Below are 17123 nucleotides of genomic sequence, written 5' to 3' on the forward strand. Positions count from 1 at the left end.
AGCAGCACCTGTATTGTTCACAGCCTTCAAGGAATTTCAAGAATCTCAGCAAATCACAGCATTTTTCTCTCACCAGAGACATAAAAGAGCGCTAAGCATACACCAGTGGATCAACAAGTCCCAATTCGGCAAAAGCTGCCAACCGCAAGCGACAAGAATCACATACACCGCAGGCGACATCATTACCGGCATAGCAAGACCAAGTTAGTTCCCAAGGAACTCCCAATTGGTTCCCTAGTTGGATGATTTCGGTTTTTTTCAAGTTGATTAGGGGTGCAACAATATTAATTGGCTGTCCCTCACGCCCTTGTTTGGTTCCCAGACGAAAAACTTCTTGCATTGCCTGAATATAGTCGGGGCGACAGTCAGGATATCCTGAGTAATCTAAGGCGTTGACACCGATATAGACACGTTCAGCCGCGATCGCTTCGGCGTAACCAAGAGCAAAGCTTAAAAAAATGGTATTCCGAGCCGGAACATAAGTCACAGGAATATTTTGAGACATTTCATCCAGCGATCGCTCCTGGGGTAAATCAATCGCGTCATCGGTAAGTGCAGAACCGCCCCATTGCCGTAAATCAAAATTTACTACCTGATGTTTTGCGATCGCAGCCTTTTTAGCAACAGTAAGGGCTGACTGTAACTCTCGTCGGTGTCGCTGCTGGTAATCAAAGGAAATAGCATGACATTCACAGCCATCAGCCTTAGCTTGATACAGAATTGTGGAAGAGTCCAATCCCCCAGATAACAGAATTACAGCTTTCATCTCGATTGCAAATTTTGAATTTTAAATCGCCAAATTACACCTTAACAAGATGCCAGGAAGCAATGCCAAAAAGATTCCTAAACGTCTTTTAGTGATGGTCAAGCCACACCAGTCTCTCTCAAAAAGCGCTGTGATATCTTCTCTACGAGACGCTGCTAGTAGCTTGTTTCTTTGCAGGAGTATGTTTCTACGGTAGCTACTGCAAATAATCATACAAAAACCCTTTCTGTAAATCAGTGACAATAATTTCTGAAAATATTTTTTTGAAAAAAGCTTAAGTGTTATTTTTGATTATTTTGTAATTTTTAGTATTGTCATTTGGATATTTCTCTCAGTAAATAATTACCTAACGGTATCCCAGAGAGAAGTCCGAACCGAGGAAGCTGACCCTGAAAACTTTAGAGAATTTACACTTAAGTCTTACTGAATGTTTTAAAGTTAATAAAAAGACATATATTTTTTGTAGAAAGTGCAAAATCAAAAACAAACCCGAACTATCTATACAAAAGATGTTTGGATTACGGGAACCGATCGCAAACTTTGAAATTCTTCATAAACATAGGCTCTATGTTACCATCTGGATGGTTTTAGACGGATCGTAACTGGCTTTCGAGTATAAACGCCAACGGCCGTAGCGTCTCTAAATTTGGTGGTTGAGGAGAGAATAATAGTGCAAGATAGCATGTCAGTGGCAGAACCGAATCTATATACACAGCGTAACCAGCCACGACCGATCCGCATAGGCGTGATTGGAGTGGGTAACATGGGACAACACCACGCTCGCGTGCTGAGTTCAATGAAAGATGTTGAGCTGGTCGGAGTGGCAGATATTAACGTCGAACGAGGATTAGAAACTGCCAGCAAGTACAAGGTGCGTTTTTTTGAAGATTACTGTGACCTGCTACCCCTTGTGGAAGCAGTTTGTGTAGCTGTTCCCACCCGTCTGCACTATGCCGTGGGCATTAGCTGTCTGCTAGCGGGAATTCATGTTTTGATTGAAAAACCCATCGCAGCCAGTATTTCTGAGGCAGAGTCTTTAGTAAATGCGGCAGCAGAGTCTCAGTGTATCCTGCAAGTAGGTCATATTGAGCGTTTCAACCCAGCTTTTAAAGAACTGAGCCAAGTTCTGAAAACCGAGGAATTGCTGGCGCTAGAAGCCCACAGAATGAGTCCTTACTCAGATCGGGCAAACGATGTTTCGGTTGTGCTGGATTTAATGATCCATGACATCGACCTACTTTTGGAATTAGCTGCTTCCCCAGTCACAAAATTGACTGCTAGCGGTACTCGCTCCTTGGACTCTGGTTATTTAGATTACGTAACTGCCACTTTGGGGTTTGCCAATGGTATTGTTGCTACTCTGACTGCCAGTAAAGTCACTCATCGAAAAATTCGCCGGATTGTCGCCCATTGCAAAAATTCATTTACTGAGGCAGATTTTCTCAAGAATGAAATCTTGATTCACCGACAAACGCCTGCTAATTCTCTCACCGACCACCGACAAGTACTTTACAGGCAAGATGGTGTGATTGAAAAAGTCTACACCAGCAATATTCAACCTCTAAGTGCAGAGTTAGAGCATTTTGTCAACTGTGTACATGGTGGCAATCAACCCTCAGTAGGTGGTGAACAAGCTCTCAAAGCGCTGAGACTGGCAAGTTTGATTGAACAGATGGCGCTAGAAGATCGAGTTTGGAATCCATTAGACTGGCAATCGGAACCAAGGGTACAATCACTAACCCCGACAGCCTAAAAGAAGAGGGGATGAGGGGGATGAGGGGGACAAGGTAAAATTTTCTCCCTACTCTCCCACAGCCACCAACTCAGAAGAAAACCCTAGAGTATGTTTTTAAATTTGCCATCAAGTCTTTAGATCCTCCCTAGTCTTTTTCCAAAACTGACTAAGGGGGATCTAAAAAATTAGAAAATAAAACCTAGTGGTTCGTTTCATTAATTTTGTGAGGTTCGTAGTGAGCGATTTATCGCTCACTTTCAAGGATTAGAGCTACTTACGAACTTTTCTAACCCTCGAAATTAATGAAACAGACCCCTAGCTTCTACTTTCTTCCTCTATTTTTCAGTTGCGATGCAACTTTTAGTGCAACCAAGTTACCTTGGCTCTAGCAAGCGGGGAGAATTACCTTTTAAAAAACTAAGGCTCAATCTTAGTAACAAGACTAGTGCAGCAATTTCAGGAATTGACTCAATGCTTGAATGGATAACTAACACTATCAACTATTTTGGCTATTGGGGAATCGCCCTACTAATGTTCCTAGAGAACCTTTTTCCCCCAATTCCTTCAGAATTGATTATGCCACTGGCTGGATTTACAGCAAGTCCATATCAACCAGGAGGGGCAAAGCTAAATATCATTGGTGTGTTTTTCGCAGGACTTTTGGGTTCTGTATTGGGCGCACTTATTTGGTACTATCCAGGTAAGTTTTTGGGTGAAACTCGTTTGAAAGCTTGGGCTGACAAGTATGGCAAATGGCTGGCTATATCCAGTAAAGATATTACCAAGGCCAAAGAGTGGTTTGACCGACAAGGTAGAAAAGCAGTATTAATTGGTCGTCTTGTACCAGGAATCCGCACCTTGATTTCTGTTCCCGCAGGGATCAGCAATATGCCCTTGCTACCATTTTTGTTTTACACAACAATAGGTAGCGCAGCTTGGGTGGGCTTGCTAACATACTCAGGATACATATTGGGTAGTCAGTATGAACTTGTGGACAAGTACCTTGCTCCTGTATCCAAAATCGTACTTGGCGGTTTGGTTCTAGCATTTGTTTTCTGGATATTCAAGCGCCAGTTAAGACGCACTAGAAGATGAAACACGGACGCTTTTGGTTTGAAAGCAGTGAAAGCAGGGGTTACATCTGGCCAAAATTCGCCTACACTATGCCAAATAATACTAGATGTACGAAGGCAAGAGCTTATCGGAGATATGACCAAAATTAATTTATGGCGTATTTCTAGCTACACTTGACGCAACCTAGAATTTCTGGTTGCTCGCATTTTTGTAAGATGAGCATGACAACTTTTTACAGTTAAGTTTGAACTAGGAGCTTTCATGACAGACCAACCTTCCGCCGCTAACCCTATGAATAGTGCTGCTATACCCATGAATAGGCAGCCGTTAGCATCGACGACTCCCATAAATGCTGTTAATAATAATCCTCCCGCTACTACCAAGTCAGGCGGTGGTTCGGGAAAAACCATTCTCAGTGTTGATTTAGGTAGAACTTCCACAAAAACTTGTGTGAGTCGTGAACCCGGCAGCGTGGTATTCGTACCTGCCAACGTCAAGCAGATGTCAATAGAACAAGTACGCGGTGGTGTTTTTGAAGCCAGAGCTACTGACCCCTTAATGGATTTGTGGCTGGAGTATCAAGGAAATGGATATGCTGTTGGTCAACTAGCAGCAGATTTTGGGGCCAATTTAGGAGTCGGCCAATCTAAGGTAGAGGCTGCATTGGTAAAAGTGTTAGCAAGTGCTGGCTACTTCAAACTCAGAGACGATATCTCTGTTGTACTTGGTCTGCCTTTTCTTTCTTTAGAGCAATTTGAAAAGGAAAAAGCACAGCTGATTAGCCAAGTAGGTGGCCCTCATGTGTTGAACTTCCGAGGCGAATCTATATCGTTGAATGTGAGTAAGGTATGGGTAATGCCAGAGGGCTACGGTAGCCTGCTGTGGTCTGAAGCTCAACCGAAGAAAAGTCCTAGCAGTCCCGATTTTACAAAAATATCGGTAGCGATCGTTGATATTGGACATCAAACTGTCGATCTTTTGATGGTAGATAACTTCCGTTTTGCCAGAGGTGCTTCCAAGAGCGAAGACTTCGGTATGAATAAGTTTTATGAATTGGTGTCTGCCGAAATCGAGGGAGCAGATAGTCAATCTCTGGCGCTGATTTCTGCTGTTAACAAACCCAGAGGTGAACGCTATTACCGTCCTAAAGGCGCTAGCAAGCCCACCAACCTAGACGATTTTCTTCCCAACCTTACAGAGATGTTTTCGCGTGAAATCTGTAGCCGTGTGCTAGCCTGGTTGCCAGAACGCGTCACCGATGTGATTCTCACTGGTGGCGGTGGTGAGTTCTTCTGGGATGACGTTCAACGTCTACTCAAGGAAGCAAAGATTAATGCTCATTTAGCAGCACCTTCCCGTCAGGCGAATGCTTTGGGGCAGTATATTTATGGAGAGGCACAATTATCCTCCAATCGCGCTGCTAGGGCATAAAGCTGATGTTCCAATGGTCAAAAAAGGTAGTTAAATCCGTCACGTTCAACCCAGAGCTTGCTGATGAAAGCTTGTTAGCGCAAGTAGAAAGTTATTTGGAAAAACAACCAGACAAGACTTTCAGCGACCTCTGTAAAGAAGCCTTGTGGCAATCTTTATGTGTACCGGAATCTGTACAACCTGCTCCACAAACAGCAGCAACAACACCGATTGAACAACAAATCGGTGAACTGCAACGTCAAGTGGCTGGACTTGAGGAACGTTTCTTTGCCAAGGGATCTAATCGTTTGGAGGCGATGGAACATCATCTACTGCAACTTTCTCAACAAGTTGCACAACTGGCGCTCATAGTCAATGATCGATCATTCATTCCGTCTCCAAATCAATTAGAAGTAGTAAATAATACTTCTTATACTGTTGCTACCCCTCCTCAAGAGGTTGACCCCGTAATCAGTCGCCTTAGTCAGTTTCTCGATGATTTTTAAGGAAAAATCAGGTTTGTGAGCAGTTGTTGCTCATATTAACAATCCTTAATAGTATTAACTATTAAGGATTATTAATGTTTATATTTTTTAGAAATGCGATCGCGTCTAATCAACTTATACAATGCGATATCCATAAAATACTTTTAACAAATCACGTTTAATGTGAATTAAGAATTTAAAACCAATATTACAAGCTCTTCTATTATTTGAAGTTCAAGAAGCAGTTAATTTATCAAAAAAAAGGGGTGTCAATAACAGTTACGTCGTCTTCCAAAGTCAAATGAAAACATTTCTGAGTACCCAGTTAGCGCTCTTTTATTACCCTGACAAAATTAAGGATTCTTAATGTTTGATTTTATTCCTCTGTTCAAGCTACCCCTAAATTTTAAAAAATTAATCACAAATTTTGTCTTGAATATTATTAGTACATATTTTTACTAGATTCTTTTTTTACTCTGCACACTGTATAAATGCTAGAATCCTCAAGTAGACAGTTAGGATACCTAGATGCCAGTTGTAGCTAACTCAATCAAGTTTGGTACAGACGGCTGGCGGGGCATTATTGGTGACGAGTTCACCTTTGAACGCCTAGCCCTGGTCGCGCCAGTTGCCGCAAAAGTATTATATGATACATATTTTTCTAAGGTAGGTAGCCGGACAATAATTGTCGGTTACGATCGCCGATTCATGGCTGAAGACTTTGCTCGTGCTGTTGCCGATACTGTCAGTGCTGTCGGATTTGATGTGCTATTGAGCGAGAGCTATGCCCCAACCCCAGCTTATAGTTGGGCGGCAAAAGAACTCAATGCTTTAGGGGCGCTGGTAATTACAGCCAGCCATAATCCTGGTAAATATTTGGGTTTAAAAGTCAAGGGTTATTTTGGTGGATCAGTACCGCCAGAAGTCACAAAAGAGATAGAAGATCAGTTGGCGGTGGGAGTACCACTAGCAGCTACCCCAGGTAAGCAAGAAAAATTCGATCCTTGGCCCAGTTATATCCACGCGCTAGAACGTAAAGTTGATATCGCCAAACTTCGAGAAGCGATCGCATCTGGCAAATTAACGTTATTTGCTGATGTCATGCACGGCGCGGCGGCTGGCGGATTGGCGAGACTACTAGGCAATCAAGTCAAAGAAATCAACTCAGAACGCGATCCCCTATTTGGTGGTGGTGCGCCGGAACCCTTACCTAAATACCTTTCAAAGTTATTTGAAGTCATCAAGACTCACCGAGAAACCGATAAATCAGGTTTAACGGTGGGGTTGGTATTTGATGGAGACTGCGATCGCATTGCAGCAGTGGATGGAGAAGCAAACTTCCTAAGTTCCCAAGTATTAATCCCGATATTAATCGACCACTTAACCCTACGGCGCGGTTTTAGTGGAGAAATAGTCAAAACTGTCAGTGGTTCCGACTTGATGCCTCTTGTAGCAGCACTTCACAACCTCTCAGTCTTTGAGACAGCAGTTGGTTATAAATATATTGCTGACAGAATGTTAGTAGCAAAAGTGTTGCTAGGTGGCGAAGAATCGGGAGGAATTGGCTATGGCAGTCATATTCCTGAACGCGATGCCCTGCTGTCAGCATTGTATGTGTTAGAGGCGATTGTAGAATCTGGTTTGGATTTAGGCGAATATAATCGCTACTTGCAAAAACAGACAGGTTTTACCTCTGCTTACGATCGCATTGATTTACCCTTAGCAAGTATGGAAGTGCGATCGCGTCTTTTGCAACAACTGCAAACCAAACCCCTAACAGAAATTGCAGGTAAAGCAGTAATTGATTGCCAAACAATTGACGGCTACAAATATCGCCTCGCTGATAAAAGCTGGTTAATGATTCGGTTTAGCGGGACTGAACCAGTTTTACGACTATACTGCGAAGCCTCGACTATTGAGCAAGTGCATCAAACTCTTGCTTGGGCGAAACAGTGGGCGGGGTAAAATTCATTATTAGTCATTTGTCCTTTGTCCTTGGTAAATGACTAATGACTAATGACCAATGACTCATGACTAATGACCAATGACTAAATTACTTGTAGTAGCTACAGGAAATCCAGGTAAGTTGCGGGAAATGCAAGCCTACCTGGAAAATTCTGATTGGGAATTAACCCTCAAGCCTGAAGAATTGGAAATTGAAGAGACGGGCGAAACCTTTGCCGCTAATGCTTGTTTGAAAGCATCACAAATTGCTAAAGCTACGGGAAACTGGGCAATTGCTGATGATTCTGGCTTGCAAGTAGATGCTCTAAATGGCGCACCAGGGGTTTATTCTGCACGTTATGCCAAAACTGACTCAGAACGGATTGCTAGGTTATTGAAAGAATTAGGCAACGAGGTAAATCGACAAGCACAATTTGTTTGTGCAGTAGCGATCGCTAGTCCTGATGGTGCGATCGTATTAGAATCTGAAGGTATTTGTCGTGGTGAAATTCTTCACGCACCCCGTGGTGATGATGGTTTCGGGTACGATCCAATTTTTTATGTGCAAGAGTTGCAATTGACTTTTGCTGAGATGACACGAGAGTTGAAGGGTTCAATAAGTCATCGAGGCAAAGCTTTTACAGCTTTACTCCCGCAACTGGAGAGAATTAAGAGACGCGATTAATCGCGTCTGTACAAGAGTTAGGAGTACAGACGCGATTAATCGCGTCTGTACAAGAGTTAGGATTTATGAATTCGGTTAAATCTTCATTCATTTAGTCTTGACTCACAACCCATAACTCTTAACTCATAACTTTTTTAAACTGCTTCTGTGTTCTTTTCGCCAGTCCGAATCCGAATCACTTGCTCAACAGGCGAGATGAAAATTTTACCATCGCCTATTTCACCAGTGCGGGCAGCAGCAATAATTTTGTCTACCACCATATCAACCTGATTGTCGTCAACGACGATTTCCACTTTGAGTTTTTGCAAAAACTCAACGGTGTACTCAGAACCGCGATACCGTTCAGTTTGGCCTTTTTGCCGTCCGAACCCCCGAACTTCAGAAACAGTCATACCAACAATACCTGCGTTAACCAAGGCAATTTTTACCTCATCTAGCTTAAATGGGCGGATAATAGCTTCTACTTTTTTCATCTTCTTAACTCCTGACTTCTACTAGCTTCGTTTATATATCTAACCAGATCCTTTGTCTGAAGCTGTAACTACCAGTGCTTTTCCTAAAAGATATGTAATAATTACCACTTTTTTAAAGTGTAGATTCTTTGCTTGATGTTTGAGACATGAGAACCAGCAAGGATTTATTAATTAAATAATCTTTGAGGTTCTAATATAAAGAATTTGCTGTCAAGCTAGCATATCATGTAGCTTTTATAACCTAAAAATAGATAAATTCCGCTATTTAGCAGATATCTTCAGATATTTAGAGAGTGATTGCAGAGAAATTCCTCGTTAGCCTGCTGCTGACTGTGGGAGTGTCAACTAACGTTTCTGATGTTCAAACAAAGGACGTACAACGAAATATCCAGCGCTAAAGGCAGTAAGCATAATTAGCAAGATGGTGATAATTAACCACCAGCCATTGAGTCCCTTGGGATCTGACTCAGTAGTGGAATAATAACTTACTCGTTGCTCTTCTATAAAAATTGGTTCTTGTATGGGGAAATTCATTTCCATTACAGGTGTCGCAAAGTTTTGGCGACGGCTTTTTTCGGGTGGGGCTTTGGAGACAGCAGGTGGACGCGGATGAGCAACCTGCTGACGTGGAGACGCTTGAGTTACTGGCACTTTCGCGGCGCTTTTCACATCGCTAGAAGCTTGGGTGGCTTGCTGATAGCTGGGCGTAACATGGGAATCTGCAAAATTTTGTAAATGAGAAAAAGAGTCAACAACTTTGATAATTTCTTGGCGTAATAGTTGATTTTCTTGTGTTAGTTGCTGATTTTGGGTAGTTAGTGCATTTAGCCTCGCCTGTGCTGCTTGCAACTCTGCTGATAATTCTCTGTATACAGATAGTGGTACAGAGGGAGGGTAGGCTTGAGTAGTCGGTGTTGGCGAATTTCTGTGAACAGAACCTATGGTTGTTCGCATCGGTAGCTTGGTATTAAAAATCAAGGTAAGTAGATCGTACAGAGATGCTAACAGAGATAGTCAGCCCTGAAACTATGCCCAAGAATAATAGAAAAATTCCGAAAGGGCAAAGATTTGTTATTGGGGCATTGGAAAGAGGCAGAGGGGCGGGGTGCGGGGGGCAGAGGGGAAAACTCTTCTCCTCTGCTCTCTGCCCAAGTTCCAAATCCCTTTGATAACTGACTACGAGGTTAATTTCGTAACAATGGGAAGAAGTGTCCTACAGGGCCTTGCCCTTTGCCAATATCTAGGGCGTAAGTGAGTGCAGTAGTCACATACTCCTTAGCCTGTTTCACTGACGACCACAAGTCATTTCCCTTAGCCAGATTAGCAGTGATCGCAGCTGATAGTGTACAACCAGTACCGTGAGTATTTTTTGTCTCTACTTGCTGGCAACTCAAAACTTCCAACTTGTCCCCATCAAACCAGATATCAACGCCACGCAAATCTCCCTGCATACCGCCGCCCTTGACTAAAACAGCCTTCGCCCGTAAAGTCTTGTGAATAATTTCGGCAGCAGCCTGCATATCCTCCACGGAATTAATTTGTAAACCACTCAAAATCTGGGCCTCGTAGCGATTCGGCGTGATGATAACTGCCTTGGGAATCAGGGCATAGGATAGAGTCTTCACAGCATCATCATCAATCAATTGTGCCCCTGTACGTGACACCATTACTGGATCAACTACTAGATTCTCGATTTCTAAAGCTTCCACCTGCTGGGCAACAGCAAAAATAATTTCCTGATTGAGCAACATCCCGGTTTTGGCAGATTGTACGCCAATATCCTCAACTACTGCCTGAATTTGCGCCACAACAGCCTCTGCTGCCATAGCATCGACCCTTTTCACTCCTAGAGTGTTTTGTGCCGTGACGCAGGTTATAGCGCTAGTACCGTGGACACAGTGAAAAGCAAAGGTGCGTAAATCAGCTTGAATTCCTGCACCACCACCGCTATCTGAACCAGCAATAGTTAACGCAACAGGTATTCTAGAGTTTATTTCAGTGTTCATTATTAAAGAGAAAGTTCTAAGACAGCAGAATTAAGGAGTCAGAATGGGCTATGCTAACAGAACTAAAAGACGCTTTACTCTTACCTTTGAGACTTAGCTTGTATATAACACCCAACTTAAAGTCTGCTGTATGTGTTTCTGTAAGTTGCTAATTTTGAATTGGTAATTAACTCCTCTGTGTTTTTAAATTTTAATTCTCATTTTTTACAGCACTTTCATACCACTTATTTAATATAAATTGGTTTGCCTTTGAAGTAGGCAAGGATTTTAATTGCTGGGTTGGGATGTGTAATAAGACACCAAGGGTCTTTTGGGAAAATTGCTGCGAATGTAATTTTGGGAATACTTTGTGCTATGGCGTTCACGGCATCAATGCCATAAAGAAATCTACCGTACCCCCCATCAATAATTGAGTAGCGCTGGAAAGCTGAAAGTTACTCATTTTGATATTCACATCTAAACCGTAGTCTTTGTAAATACCAGTAGTTATCACCTGGTAAAATTTGCCGTGTTCTGCTTGTGCTATCCAGTTTTTACCTAACGTAATTTTATCTAACTGAGAATTGTTAGTTGATGGTTGGTTGCTGTTAGTACAAGCAGCAATAACGCTGCTACCAATCCAGGTAGAAGCGTATTGAATAAAATTGCGGTGACTAAGGCGATGAATTGCTGTTGATGAGGGTGATGACAGATTCATAAAACAGTTATGATGCTCTCTCCTATCTGCCGTTGTAGCTGAATCTAAATGTACATTCTAGAATCAACTTTTGATTCACTAGTGAATAGGGCTGAATTTCTAAAGCACGTTTAAAAGCTCGGATCGCTTCACCATATTCTCCTAGTGCTGCATAACACAACCCCATACCGTGAAGTGCCCCAAAATGTATCGGATTTATTTGTATAACCATCTGGCAATCTGCCAAAGATTTTTGATAATCACCAATACTGTAATAGAGGAAAGCACGACGATTCCAGGCTTCGGCAAAATCTGGCTGGTCTTTAATTAGTGCCGTCAGCGCTGTTTCAGCTTCAGCAATTTCACCCGCATCCAGCAACTTTTGACTACGGTCAATTATTTCCAGCCCATAGATTCCCTTTTGCTGAAACCAGATCCGCCAGATTTTTCTGGTTGCTTTGTCCCGGACTGTCGCATCGGGGTTTTTCAACTCTTCAAGTAAGGAATTGATAGATAAAGAATCCATGAATTTGAAATCAGTGAATATACCTTTGTATTAACTTTCTCACAAAATATATCTACTGAGCCATTTTTAAAGTCATCTTTAAATTTACGCTGATTAATCGCTATTTATGAATTTCCTGTGTACTTTATTGTATTCAGCAATATGACTAATATTACACTCGACATTCAGGGTCATAAAAATAAAAACTCGCTAGAGGTAGTTGACATATTCCTAGTGACTAATAGCGGAGAAAACATCCCTAAAGAAATAATGACTATGCCTAATTTAGGATTTACCAGAAATTAGTAAGCGCTTTGGGATTGCAGAAGCATAGTTTTGTCGTACTTTATTTGAAAAGCTAGGAGCATTGTTTATAGAGTTGTTGACGCGATCGCCTTTGAAGGTGTTTTGACCAGCGATCTGGCTGCGATCGGTCATTCTAACAACCCGTTGATGAAGTCTTTGTGTTTGGTTCAGATATATGCAACTGTCTGTTTATTCGCTGCGCCATAAGGTATCAAGCGATTTTGTAGGCAATATTATGATGTGATATTCTATACATACTTAATAGATGATAATTTGGATGAACATAGCTATATTATTCCTGGTTTGGGAAATGCAGACGATACCTACACTTATTGGACACAAAATAAGCTGATTACCATCAATGCAGTCATTAATGGGAGACTTCATTAATCATTAATTAACAACTTTTACATTCCTCAAGTTAGATAAATTCGTAATAAATACATTGCAAAACTACAAAAAAGTCTCTCGGTCTATTTCTTTAACATCTACTAAGTAAATTGGCACTATAAAATTAAACTATGTAAAAAAATGAACTAGGCTAAAACCCTATTGCCTTATCCCAAGGACAATTATTTAAGCTTACTTACTTATAATATTGAATACTTAAGTTTTGAAACTGAATATGCCGACTGATTACCACTTCTAACTGATTAAAATCATAGGGTTTAATAATACAATCATCAAATCCTGCAAGCGTAGTGGATTCATCATTTTGTACCTCTGTCAGAGGTGTTACTGCAATAATTGGGATAGTAGCAGTTTTTGAATTGTGTTTGAGGTCATCAATGACTCGGTTAGCACTCAAATTAGATAGCATCGTATCTAGTAAGATTAAATCTGGTTGATGAGTCTGTGCTAACATTACAGCCCTCACCCCTTGCTTAGTACAAATACATGAAAAATTTAATATTCCTAGATGAGAATTAAGTAGCTCTAAATCATGTAGATTATGTTCTACAACCAAAATTAAAGGCTTTCCATTCATTAGCAGTTAGTCCTATCCAAAAAAGGCTACGCATAAAGACTCCGCTTATTAGAAAAAACGAGAGGTATTTTTTTCTGGTAGAAGGTTAAGTAAATATACGAGAGTGCATTCTGCCGACTAACTAGGCCATGAAATAAATAGACTGGTGTATAATCCATTAGGTTATCCATCTATGCTAAATTTTAAAAGAAATACAACATGGTAATATCAAGCAAATAGTAGCATATATGATGCGTATACTGACAGTATTGATTAAACGATCGCAATTTTCTGGCTAGTACTACAGGTAACTCCCTCAATTTAGCAGCGAGAAGGAACGCACGCTTCAAAACGCGAGATACACTTCTTTTTATTTCCCTTCTGACTTTTCTTGTAATTGACGTGCATAAGCGATCGCTTCTGTTGGCGTTGAGACTTTTCCCTCAGCTTGTGCTACGGCAATTTCTGTCAAAAGTTGTCCAATGATTGCTGAAGCTGGAATATCTAATGCTATGATCAACTCCTTCCCGCTCACTAGTAGAGAGGGATGAGCAACCAGATCATCAGGGTTAAGGTAGCGGTTGATTAAAAGTGTCAAGACAGGGCAGTCCCTTGCTTTGGTTTCCAAACTTGTAGCGACTTGTGGCTTGTCACTAGATATCGCCTCTACCAAATTATCAAGTGCTACAGCCAATACTGCCGCAGTGGGAAACACAATATCTGCGTCACGGAATAATAAATATTGTTCTCGCAAAGACATATCAACTACTTTAAACTGCGGTAACAATTTTAAAGCAGTGGTTACACCCCGAATTTCGGCACGACTATAAGTTAGTTGTTGTAGCTCTATTTCTGCTAATTCTGGATTGGGATTGACAAGACAAGCAAGTTTAGCAATACCTAACCAAGTCGTTTTGATACTATCGCGGACATATTCTTGGAGTTTTGCGCCTAATTGTTGCCAATTTTCTGTGATTAAGGTGGCTGCATTATCAACTGCTGCTAGTTTGTTCAAGCTTTCACGAGTAGCATTTTTGAAGAAAGGGGCAATTAAACCATCTTCCCAAGCACTTGCGATCCAAGGAGTACCTTGAGAATTTGCTAGTAGATAGCCAATTTCTACCCGAACTCGTTCGGCTGCAACTTTGCTCAGATGTGATGCTAAAGAACAAATTGCGGTTCGAGTAGCTGGCTCAATAGTAAAACCTAATTGGGCGGCTTGGCGATAACCTCGCATTAAGCGCAAAGGATCATCTTCTAAGTTTGCAGGTGATATCATTCGCAAAATGCCCTGTTGTAAGTCTACATAGCCTTGTAGAGGATCGATAATTTCTTGTGTATGGGGATTATAGGCGATCGCATTTACTGTAAAATCCCGTCTGTGCAAATCAACCTCTAAACTATTTCCTTCTTGTTGAGCAAAGTCGGCTGTGGCGTGGGGAAAAACCACACGAGCAATTTGTCGTTCTGCATCTAGTAAGACAAAACCAGCTTTGTAATGATGAGCGATCGCTCTTGCTACCTTTACCGCCTTCGATGGGATGACAAAATCTAGATCCAGATATTCACGAGTTCTGCCAAGTAGCGCATCTCGCACAGCGCCACCTACCATGTAAGCAGGTTGTGGTAAGAATTCTAAACTAAAAGGCCAATTTTCGGGAGCTAGTGTAGAAGGAATTGATTCATCCATTGTAATAAAAATCAACCCAGCAACTCATGAATAACGGTTGGGCTTAAGTTAGATTAACAATAAAGGCCCCTGGAGTTGGTTCTATTATGTGTATTTGTGTGAACTGCCACTATGTAGACAGCTGTGTTACCTATCATGCCGTAGAAGGGCAGCACCAACAGCCTCACTTGACTGAAACACCAAGTTTTGAACCGAATGAACCTTCTATTAATGTCAATATTCGGACAAACGATGATGTGATTGAGATGGAATGGGATGTTGTTGGTTGTCTTAGCTTTAAACGGGAAACGGGTAAGTGGTCAAAATTGCGTCCTGGTGAATTAGTGCCGACTTGAAAAGTCAAAAGTAGTATATTCTGCCTCAGCCCATTAATAACAAAATCTTGACAATTCCATCCCAAGTTTTCTAGTGAGAGTAAAAGTATTTAGTTTGACTGTACACACGTAGGTTATTTGTGGGGGTAGAGCGATCGCTATACCCCTTTTTTTTCGTTCAAACCCATAAAACGCCCGCGTTGTAAGCAAGTTGAGGACGGTAGACCCTTATCCTATTGTCAATAATTTAAGCTAAATGATAGGTAAATTAGATACCTGCTAAAATGAACCCTTCAAAAACTGTCATAGTAAGGCTTATAAAAGGGTAGAGTTTTTCAATTACTTCCTCTCATGGGGAGAAAAACAAAGTTAAAATTCATAACTATGATGTGCTTGAATAGATATATCAAGTTAACTATAGAAAAATCAATATTTTAATTAACTTTGACCACAGAACTAAAACACCTTACAGTAAAAAAATACGCTTTATCACTACACACCACCACTCCCGAATTAGGATTGGCAATTAGTAATTTTGCTGGTGAGCATCGCTTACAAGTTTGGAATTTAGGGCGAGATTTATCTAGCTTAATCCATCAATATTTAATTGACTTTATCAAACCGCAAACTTGGACAGATTTGTCATTCATCGCAGTTGCAAAAGGCCCTGGTGGCTTTACAGGAACTCGTATTGGTGTTGTTACTGCTCGAACTTTAGGGCAACAATTAGATATCCCTGTATTTGCAATTTCAACTTTAGCTGCGGTAGCTTGGGCAGAAGCAGGCAAAAGTCCAAATCCAAAAACTATTGCTGTGGAAATGCCAGCACAACGAGGTCAAATTTTTGCTGCTATTTATCAGTTTGAGTCAGATACTTCTAAACTAAAAGTGTGTTTACCAGATAGAGTGTTCACACCGGAAGCATGGCAGGAAACTTTAGGGAATTGGAACACTAATTATCAGCTAATTCAAGCAAAATCTGGGTTAGCAGCGACGGTGACAAGTATTTTAGAATTAGCTAATCTCGATTGGCAAGAGGGCAAGTGTCCTAATTGGTCAGAGGCTTTGCCATATTATGGGCAACATCCAGTAGAAGTTTAACTAATATGTGTCACAGTGCATAAATCTAAAATCAGAATAGCCACAGCCAAACGGGGAGAGTAACCAACAATACTATAGCCCCAGCAGCTAGGGCTGTAACTGCCAGATCGCGATCGAGATTGAATGCCTCAGCAATTACCAGTGTGGCGAAAGCTGGAGGCATGGCCATTTGTAAGACAATTACCTTTGCGATCGCCCCAGTTATTCCAAATACCGGTAAAATACTGCCCAATATCAAGGGAACTAGCAGCATTTTGATTCCCAAGCTCATCCCTACTTGTGGTAGGCTACGCCAAGATTTGAGTAGCGCCAGTCGCATTCCAATTAATACCAGGGATAAAGCTACACTACTCCAAGCAAATTTTTCTAACCAGAATTCTGCAACTGTAGGAATTGTCACCTGCCGAAACAGCAAGCCAAATCCGAAACCCCACAGCGCAGGATTAATTAAGATAGACTTGGCAATCTGCCAATGATTCTGGACACCGCCGCCAAAACGCGCTGCTAGTAATACACCCAAACCGTAAGTTCCTGGGAATGAACCTAACAAATCGTAAAATAATGCCCAAGCGAAGTATTCTTTGCCTACCATTGCTAAGGTAATGGGAAAACCAAGATAACCTGTGTTACCCAACATTGCGGCTAATATCAAGCTAGCCTGAGTTGGTGGTTGGAGGACAGTATTTCTAAAATAGGCTTGTCCTTTAATTCCTAACCAAGCTAAAAATGCTCCTAGTAAAATGGCTAGGTAAGCGATCGCAGGTGCAATCCAAATTTGCCCCGACAAGCTGGATTGACGCAAAAACGATACTATGCTTATGGGTACTCCCACCCAAAAAAGAAACTGTCCCAAACGTGTAGGAACTGTTATAGGTAGTTTGCGTCCCAGAACAAAACCTACCAGGACTAATCCTCCCAGCTTGGCGTATAGTTCTAAAAGGTTTGTCAAGATTGCGCCTAAGAACCACAGATGTAAAATGCTACCT

The 17123-nt window shown here is 41.5% G+C and carries 19 protein-coding genes; 9 read left to right on the plus strand and 10 right to left on the minus strand.

Annotated features, from left to right (window positions below; genetic code table 11):
• Positions 1–91 precede the first annotated feature (91 nt).
• Positions 92–766, minus strand: a complete 675-nt coding sequence (queC, locus tag V7K69_RS29145; protein WP_335041004.1) for a 7-cyano-7-deazaguanine synthase QueC — start codon at positions 764–766, stop codon at positions 92–94.
• Between the two features lie 670 nt (positions 767–1436).
• On the opposite strand from queC, the gene V7K69_RS29150 reads away from it, so the two are divergent.
• The 6 genes from V7K69_RS29150 (at position 1437) to rdgB (ending at position 8099) form a co-directional block, all read left to right on the plus strand.
• Positions 1437–2519, plus strand: coding sequence for a Gfo/Idh/MocA family protein (locus V7K69_RS29150; RefSeq protein ID WP_114084961.1), 1083 nt, complete (start codon positions 1437–1439; stop codon positions 2517–2519).
• Positions 2520–2972: 453 nt separating this feature from the next.
• Positions 2973–3596: a DedA family protein gene (locus tag V7K69_RS29155; protein WP_335041080.1), complete on the plus strand. Its 624-nt coding sequence runs from the start codon at positions 2973–2975 to the stop codon at positions 3594–3596.
• A 240-nt stretch (positions 3597–3836) separates the two neighbouring features.
• Positions 3837–5006 (plus strand): ParM/StbA family protein, encoded by a 1170-nt coding sequence (locus V7K69_RS29160; protein ID WP_114084959.1) that lies wholly within the window; start codon positions 3837–3839, stop codon positions 5004–5006.
• A gap of 5 nt (positions 5007–5011) precedes the next feature.
• A complete protein-coding gene (locus V7K69_RS29165; RefSeq protein WP_193950222.1) occupies positions 5012–5491 on the plus strand; it encodes a plasmid segregation centromere-binding protein ParR in 480 nt (159 codons plus the stop codon).
• 507 nt (positions 5492–5998) lie between these two features.
• Positions 5999–7435 (plus strand): phosphoglucomutase/phosphomannomutase family protein, encoded by a 1437-nt coding sequence (locus V7K69_RS29170; protein WP_335041012.1) that lies wholly within the window; start codon positions 5999–6001, stop codon positions 7433–7435.
• Between the two features lie 79 nt (positions 7436–7514).
• Positions 7515–8099, plus strand: coding sequence for an RdgB/HAM1 family non-canonical purine NTP pyrophosphatase (rdgB, locus tag V7K69_RS29175; RefSeq protein WP_335041014.1), 585 nt, complete (start codon positions 7515–7517; stop codon positions 8097–8099).
• A 134-nt stretch (positions 8100–8233) separates the two neighbouring features.
• Here the strand turns inward: rdgB and V7K69_RS29180 are convergent, their stop codons facing one another.
• The 6 genes from V7K69_RS29180 to V7K69_RS29205 form a co-directional block, all read right to left on the minus strand.
• Positions 8234–8572 carry a P-II family nitrogen regulator gene (locus tag V7K69_RS29180; protein ID WP_012410794.1) on the minus strand — a complete coding sequence of 113 codons (339 nt, stop codon included), beginning with the start codon at positions 8570–8572 and terminating at the stop codon, positions 8234–8236.
• A gap of 345 nt (positions 8573–8917) precedes the next feature.
• Positions 8918–9526 carry a hypothetical protein gene (locus V7K69_RS29185; RefSeq protein WP_335041016.1) on the minus strand — a complete coding sequence of 203 codons (609 nt, stop codon included), beginning with the start codon at positions 9524–9526 and terminating at the stop codon, positions 8918–8920.
• A gap of 230 nt (positions 9527–9756) precedes the next feature.
• Positions 9757–10578, minus strand: a complete 822-nt coding sequence (thiD, locus tag V7K69_RS29190; protein ID WP_335041018.1) for a bifunctional hydroxymethylpyrimidine kinase/phosphomethylpyrimidine kinase — start codon at positions 10576–10578, stop codon at positions 9757–9759.
• 361 nt (positions 10579–10939) lie between these two features.
• Positions 10940–11275: a hypothetical protein gene (locus tag V7K69_RS29195; protein ID WP_335041020.1), complete on the minus strand. Its 336-nt coding sequence runs from the start codon at positions 11273–11275 to the stop codon at positions 10940–10942.
• A gap of 22 nt (positions 11276–11297) precedes the next feature.
• Complete coding sequence (locus V7K69_RS29200) at positions 11298–11780, minus strand: tetratricopeptide repeat protein (protein WP_190936033.1); 483 nt, start codon at positions 11778–11780, stop codon at positions 11298–11300.
• Between the two features lie 264 nt (positions 11781–12044).
• Entirely contained in the window at positions 12045–12197 is a 153-nt protein-coding gene (locus tag V7K69_RS29205) for a hypothetical protein (RefSeq protein ID WP_335041023.1), read from the minus strand.
• Positions 12198–12275: 78 nt separating this feature from the next.
• On the opposite strand from V7K69_RS29205, the gene V7K69_RS29210 reads away from it, so the two are divergent.
• Positions 12276–12455: a hypothetical protein gene (locus tag V7K69_RS29210; protein WP_335041082.1), complete on the plus strand. Its 180-nt coding sequence runs from the start codon at positions 12276–12278 to the stop codon at positions 12453–12455.
• Positions 12456–12651: 196 nt separating this feature from the next.
• Here the strand turns inward: V7K69_RS29210 and V7K69_RS29215 are convergent, their stop codons facing one another.
• On the minus strand, positions 12652–13053 hold the full coding sequence (locus V7K69_RS29215; protein WP_335041025.1) for a response regulator: 402 nt from the start codon (positions 13051–13053) through the stop codon (positions 12652–12654).
• Between the two features lie 349 nt (positions 13054–13402).
• Positions 13403–14722, minus strand: coding sequence for a CCA tRNA nucleotidyltransferase (locus V7K69_RS29220; RefSeq protein WP_335041027.1), 1320 nt, complete (start codon positions 14720–14722; stop codon positions 13403–13405).
• 86 nt (positions 14723–14808) lie between these two features.
• Here V7K69_RS29220 and V7K69_RS29225 point away from each other — a divergent pair, with 86 nt between their 5' ends.
• Positions 14809–15057, plus strand: coding sequence for a Ycf34 family protein (locus tag V7K69_RS29225; protein WP_335041029.1), 249 nt, complete (start codon positions 14809–14811; stop codon positions 15055–15057).
• A gap of 423 nt (positions 15058–15480) precedes the next feature.
• Positions 15481–16137: a tRNA (adenosine(37)-N6)-threonylcarbamoyltransferase complex dimerization subunit type 1 TsaB gene (tsaB, locus tag V7K69_RS29230; protein WP_335041031.1), complete on the plus strand. Its 657-nt coding sequence runs from the start codon at positions 15481–15483 to the stop codon at positions 16135–16137.
• 31 nt (positions 16138–16168) lie between these two features.
• Here tsaB and V7K69_RS29235 read toward each other — a convergent pair whose 3' ends face one another.
• Positions 16169–17086: an AEC family transporter gene (locus V7K69_RS29235; RefSeq protein ID WP_335041084.1), complete on the minus strand. Its 918-nt coding sequence runs from the start codon at positions 17084–17086 to the stop codon at positions 16169–16171.
• Positions 17087–17123: the final 37 nt, after the last annotated feature.

Source organism: Nostoc sp. (assembly GCF_036917775.1).
GTDB lineage: Bacteria > Cyanobacteriota > Cyanobacteriia > Cyanobacteriales > Nostocaceae > Nostoc.

What these genes read in the sequence shown, in the direction of transcription:
- queC (WP_335041004.1), bottom strand. Translation starts at nt 766, where the DNA reads ATGAAAGCTGTAATTCTGTTATCTGGGGGATTGGACTCTTCCACAATT.
- V7K69_RS29165 (WP_193950222.1), top strand. Translation starts at nt 5,012, where the DNA reads ATGTTCCAATGGTCAAAAAAGGTAGTTAAATCCGTCACGTTCAACCCA.
- V7K69_RS29160 (WP_114084959.1), top strand. Translation starts at nt 3,837, where the DNA reads ATGACAGACCAACCTTCCGCCGCTAACCCTATGAATAGTGCTGCTATA.
- V7K69_RS29225 (WP_335041029.1), top strand. Translation starts at nt 14,809, where the DNA reads ATGTGTATTTGTGTGAACTGCCACTATGTAGACAGCTGTGTTACCTAT.
- V7K69_RS29170 (WP_335041012.1), top strand. Translation starts at nt 5,999, where the DNA reads ATGCCAGTTGTAGCTAACTCAATCAAGTTTGGTACAGACGGCTGGCGG.
- thiD (WP_335041018.1), bottom strand. Translation starts at nt 10,578, where the DNA reads ATGAACACTGAAATAAACTCTAGAATACCTGTTGCGTTAACTATTGCT.
- V7K69_RS29155 (WP_335041080.1), top strand. Translation starts at nt 2,973, where the DNA reads ATGCTTGAATGGATAACTAACACTATCAACTATTTTGGCTATTGGGGA.
- V7K69_RS29180 (WP_012410794.1), bottom strand. Translation starts at nt 8,572, where the DNA reads ATGAAAAAAGTAGAAGCTATTATCCGCCCATTTAAGCTAGATGAGGTA.
- V7K69_RS29200 (WP_190936033.1), bottom strand. Translation starts at nt 11,780, where the DNA reads ATGGATTCTTTATCTATCAATTCCTTACTTGAAGAGTTGAAAAACCCC.
- V7K69_RS29185 (WP_335041016.1), bottom strand. Translation starts at nt 9,526, where the DNA reads ATGCGAACAACCATAGGTTCTGTTCACAGAAATTCGCCAACACCGACT.
- V7K69_RS29220 (WP_335041027.1), bottom strand. Translation starts at nt 14,722, where the DNA reads ATGGATGAATCAATTCCTTCTACACTAGCTCCCGAAAATTGGCCTTTT.
- V7K69_RS29205 (WP_335041023.1), bottom strand. Translation starts at nt 12,197, where the DNA reads ATGACCGATCGCAGCCAGATCGCTGGTCAAAACACCTTCAAAGGCGAT.
- V7K69_RS29195 (WP_335041020.1), bottom strand. Translation starts at nt 11,275, where the DNA reads ATGAATCTGTCATCACCCTCATCAACAGCAATTCATCGCCTTAGTCAC.
- rdgB (WP_335041014.1), top strand. Translation starts at nt 7,515, where the DNA reads ATGACTAAATTACTTGTAGTAGCTACAGGAAATCCAGGTAAGTTGCGG.
- V7K69_RS29215 (WP_335041025.1), bottom strand. Translation starts at nt 13,053, where the DNA reads ATGAATGGAAAGCCTTTAATTTTGGTTGTAGAACATAATCTACATGAT.